Source organism: Nocardia acidivorans NBRC 108247, assembly GCF_001625085.1.
Taxonomy (GTDB): Bacteria; Actinomycetota; Actinomycetes; order Mycobacteriales; family Mycobacteriaceae; genus Nocardia; species Nocardia acidivorans.
The window spans coordinates 1-5,497 of record NZ_BDAW01000133.1 but is presented as its reverse complement, the minus strand read 5'-3'; the positions used below and the strand labels follow the sequence as shown (position 1 = coordinate 5,497).

The 5,497-nt window shown below is 70.0% G+C and carries 1 protein-coding gene; it reads left to right on the top strand.

What is annotated here, in order from left to right; all coding sequences use genetic code 11:
- Nucleotides 1–5,497 (top strand): non-ribosomal peptide synthetase (locus NA10_RS34875; RefSeq protein WP_157557004.1); only part of this gene is annotated, 5,497 nt, incomplete at both ends.

Genomic DNA, 5,497 nt, shown 5'->3' with positions numbered 1-5,497 from the left:
CCCCGGTGATCAGCGCATCGTCGCCTACGTCGTGCCGGACGGCCATCATTCGGGGGCCGACAGCTGGCTCACGCGGGTTCGTGACGGCGCCGCCGAACGACTTCCGGGCTATATGGTTCCCGCCGCGCTGGTCGCGGTCGAGGGCATTCCGCTCACCGTCAACGGCAAGCTCGACCGGCGCGCACTGCCCGCGCCAGCGGTGCTGTCCCGTGCCTTCCGCGCCCCGGAGACCCCCGCGCAGGAGGCCGTCGCCGCCGTGTTCGCCGAGGTTCTGGACCTCTCCCGGGTCGGTCTGGACGATGACTTCTTCGAACTGGGCGGCAACTCCCTCATCGCCACCCGGGTGCTCGCCCGATTGGCCGAGCGGCTCGGCTCGCGGCTGCCGGTGCGTGCGCTGTTCGAAGCGTCATCGGTGCGGGACCTGGCCGAGCGCTATGCCGAGGCCGATACCGCGACCGCGCTGCCCGCACTGGTGGCCGGTGTTCGCCCGCAACGGATTCCGCTCTCCCCGGCCCAGCAGCCCATGTGGCTGATGAACCGGCTCGACCCGGAATCCCCCGCCTACAACCTGCCGGTGGCCATGCGCATTCTCGGCGATCTCGATCATGCCGCCATGCGGGCCGCGTTCACCGATGTGGTCATGCGCCACGAGGTGCTGCGCACCGTCTACCCGCTGGACGCCGACGGTGACGCACACCAGTTGATCCTGCCGCCGCATACCGCCATGAACCTCGACATCGAGAACCTGCGCGGTGATCTCGACCGGCGCGTGGCCGAAATCGTCTCCGCCGGTTTCGATGTCACCACCGAGGTGCCCATGCGGGCGGTCCTGCTGCGGGAGTCCGATGCCGGTCATGTGCTGGTGCTGGTGCTGCATCACATCGCCGCGGACGGCTCGTCCATGGATCCCCTGCTGCGCGATCTGATCGGCGCCTACCTGGCTCGTACCGCGGGTGCGGCACCCGACTGGGAGCCGCTGCCGGTCCAGTACGCGGATTACGCGCTGTGGCAGCGGCAGGTGCTGGAAGTCGTCGGCACGGAGGAACTCTCGTACTGGCGTACCGCGCTGGCGGGGCTGCCGGACGAACTGCCGCTGCCGGCCGATCGTCCCCGCCCGGCCTCCTCCTCGCGCCGTGGCGCGGTGGTGCGCGGGCGTATCGGCGGCGGTGTCGGCGCCCGGGTGCGGTCGATCGCCAAGCGGCACAATGTGACCACCTTCATGGTGTGGCACGCCGCGCTCGCGGTGCTGCTGGCCCGCATGTCGGGCACCGACGATATCGCCATCGGCACCCCGGTCGCGGGCCGCGGCGCGAGCCGCCTCGACGATCTGGTCGGCATGTTCGTGAACACGCTGGCACTGCGCACCCGCCCGGCGGCGGATCGCACCTTCGCCGAATTGCTCACCGAGACCAGGGATGTGGACCTGGCGGCGTTCGCACACGCCACCGTGCCCTTCGAGCAGGTGGTCACCGCACTGGGCGTGGAACCCACCCGGTCCAGGCATCCGCTGTTCACGGTGACGCTGAGCTACCTCAACCTCACCGGCGGCACGCACGGCGTACCCGGTCTGGTGCTGGACAATGTCGACTTCGACGAGACCGCCGCCAAGTTCGATCTCACCTTCACCATCGGTGAGGAGCTGGACGCGGACGGTCATCTCGCGGTCGAGATCACCTATGCCACCGACCTTTACGATGAGGAGACCGTCGCCGAACTGCTGCGCCGCTTCGGCCGGGTACTCGGGGCGGTCACCCTCGACCCGGAGATCCGGATCGATGCGATCGAACTGCTCGCGCCCGCCGAGCGCGCCGCCCTGGTGGCCCGTCGCGGCCCGCGCGCGGTACCGCAGCGCACCCTCGCCGAGACCATGGCCGCGGCCGTCGCCCTGAATCCCGCGGCCACCGCGCTCATCCACCGGGACGAGCGGCTCAGCTATCGGGAGCTGGACGAGCGCTCGTCCCGGCTGGCGCGGCTGCTCATCGAGCGCGGCCTCGGTGCGGAGGATTTCATCGCCGTCGCGGTACCGCGCTCGATCGACTCCGTGGTGGCGCTGTGGGCGGTCGCCAAGACCGGCGCGGCTTTCCTGCCGGTCGATCCGACCTATCCGCCCGATCGCATCGCCTACATGCTCTCCGACTCGGGCGCGACCGTCGGTCTGACCCTGGCGGCATTCGCGGAAAACCTGCCGGCGCAAACTGATTGGCTGGTCCTGGATTCCGGCGGGATGCGGAGCGCGCTGTCGGAGGTCAGCGGCGCGGCCGTGACCGAGCTGGTTCGCCCGGTGCACCCGGGCAATACCGCCTGGATGATGTACACCTCGGGCTCGACCGGTCGTCCCAAGGGCGTACTGGTCAGCCACACCGGTATCGCCGGGGTGGCCGCCATCCATGAACAGCGCTGCCCCACCCGGGCATCGGATCGCGTGCTGCATCGGGCCTCGCCCAGCTTCGACGCCTCGCTCATGGAGCTGCTCATGGCACTCCCGGTCGGCGCGGCACTGGTCATCGCCCCGGCGGATGTGTTCGGCGGAACCGAGATGAGCGATCTCATCGAGGCCGAGCGGGTCACCCACGCACTCATCACACCCTCGGTGCTGCAGACTCTCGACCCGGACAAACTGCGCGGACTGCGCCACCTGTCCGTCGGCGGTGAGGGCTTCGGCCCGGATCTGGTGGAGCGCTGGGGCATCGGTCGCGAGCTGTACAACTCGTACGGTCCGACCGAGGTCACCATCACCAGTACCATGAGTTCCCCGCTGCGCCCCGGTGACGGTGTCGTCCTCGGTGGTCTCGCGCCGGGCCTGTCCGCGGTCGTGCTCGATGCCCGGCTGCGGCCGGTGCCGGACGGTGTGATCGGCGAGATGTATTTGCGCGGACCGGGTTTGGCGCGCGGCTACCACGGCCGCCCCGATATCACCGCCGACCGGTTCATCGCCGATCCGTACGGCGAACCCGGCGAACGGCTCTATCGCACCGGTGATCTGGTGCGCTGGGCCACCCGCGCGGTCGGTGGCATCACCTACCCGGTGCTCGAGTACCTGGGCCGCTCCGACGATCAGGTCAAGATGCGCGGTCTGCGTATCGAACTCGGTGAGATCGACGCGGTACTGGCCGCGCACGAAGCGGTCGACTTCGCGGTGACCATCGGACACACCTCGGCCACCGGTGATATGGCGCTGGTGTCCTATGTGGTCCCGGCCGCGGGCCACACCCTCGACACCGAGGAGCTGCGCACCTTCGCGGGCCGGTCGCTCATCGCCTATATGGTGCCCGCGGCCATCATGGTGATCGACCAGGTCCCGCTGACACCGACCGCGAAACTGGATCGAAAGGCGCTGCCGGAGCCGGTGTTCCACACCGCGGAGTTCCGTTCGCCGGCCACCGCCGCGGAGCGCACGGTGGCCGCGGTCATCGCCGAGACCCTCGGCCTGCCGGTCGGTACCGTGGGCCTGGACGACGACTTCTTCGGCCTCGGCGGCAACTCGCTGAGCGCGGCCAAGCTGTCGGCCCGGCTCTCGGCGCGACTGGGCGCCCAGGTGGCCATGCGCACCGTATTCGAGCATCCGACGGTGGCCGCGCTGACCGCCGCCGTCGCCTCCGGTGCGGCACTGAGCGGTCCGAACCTGGTGCGCCGCACCGAGACCGGGCCCGTGCCACTGTCCCCGGCGCAACAGCGCATGTGGTTCCTGAATCGCTTCGACGGCGAATCGGCGGCCTACAACATTCCGCTGGCCATGCGTCTGATCGGTGCACTCGACCTCGCCGCGCTCAATGCCGCCATCGCGGATGTGATCGCACGGCATGAGGTACTGCGCACCGTGTACCCGCTCACCGAATCCGGCCCGGTGCAAGTGATTCTGCCGGCCACCGAGGCGCACACCTTGGAGCTGAACCCGATTCCGGTAGCCGCCGACGAATTGCGCTCGGTGGTCGATGAATTCGTCACCGACGGATTCGACGTCACCGCGGCGGTGCCCCTGCGCGCCCGGCTGTACGCGCCGATCGGCACCACCGACGAGTACGTACTCGTGGTGGTCGTGCACCATATCGCCGCGGACGGCTCCTCCATGGGTCCGCTGGCCCGCGATGTGATGACCGCCTACTCGGCTCGGCGCGCCGGTACCGCACCCGCCTGGACGCCGCTGCCGGTGCAATACGCCGACTACGCGGTGTGGCAGCGCGAACGGCTCGGTGCGGAGGACGATCCGCGGTCGCTCATCTCCATTCAGTTGGACTACTGGCGCGATGCGCTGGCCGGGCTGCCCGATCAGCTGACCCTGCCCGCCGACCGGCCTCGCCCGGCGGTCGTCTCCACCGCGGGCCGCGCCGTCGAGTTCACCCTCTCCGCCGACCTGCACGCGCGGTTGACCGCGCTCGGAAGGGAAAGCGGCGCAACACTGTTCATGGTGATGCACGCCGCCTACGCGGTGCTGCTGGCCCGCCTCTCGGGCAGCGGAGATATCGCGGTCGGCACGCCGGTGGCGGGCCGCGGCGAGGACGCGCTGGACGATCTGGTCGGCATGTTCGTCAATACCCTGGTGCTGCGCACCGAGGTGGATCCGGCCGCCGGATTCGGCGCACTGCTGCGCACCGTGCGCACCGCCGACCTGGCCGCCTTCTCGCACGCCGACGTGTCGTTCGAGCGGCTGGTCGAGGTGCTCAATCCGGTGCGCTCGACCGCACGGCATCCGCTGTTCCAGGTCGGGTTCTCGTTCAACAATGTGAGCGAGGAGGAGTTCGCCCTGGACGGACTTCGCATCGGCGCGGGCGAATTCGAGACGGGTATCTCGCAGTTCGATCTGCACCTGGTGCTGTCCGATCGCTACCGCGCGGACGGCGTCCCCGCGGGGATGGCCGCCACCCTCACCTATGCCACGGCCCTGTTCGACGAGGCCACCGTGGCCGGGTTCGCCGCCCGCTTCCAGCGGCTGCTCGAAGCGGCGGTGGCCACGCCCGGCACTCCCGTGGGCGCGCTGGAGTGGCTCGCTCCCGAGGAGCGGGTGCGCATCCTCGAGCACTGGAACGACACCGCGCGCGCGGTGGACGCATCCGCGACGCTGGCCGCACTGCTCGAGCGGAGCGTGGCCACCGCGCCGCGGGCCGTCGCGCTGGTGGCCGATCAGCGCGACGAACGGATCGAGCTGACCTACGCCGAACTGGCGGGTCGGGTGAATCGCCTGGCCCGGCACCTGATCTCGCTGGGTGTGGGTCCGGAGGCCCGGGTGGCGCTGGCGCTGCGGCGTTCGGTGGATCTGGTGGTGGCCATGTACGCGGTTTCGGTCGCCGGTGGCGCGTACGTGCCGGTGGATCCGGGTCAGCCCGCCGAGCGCACCGATTACATTCTGGAGACGGCCGCGCCGGTCTGCGTGCTGACCAATGCCGACACCGGGTTCACCAGTTCGGCGGCGCCGGTGGTGCGGATGGATGATCGGGTGGTCGACGGGAGGGATTCCGACGCGGTCCAGGACTCGGAACGGCTTGCGCCGCTGCGGGCTTCG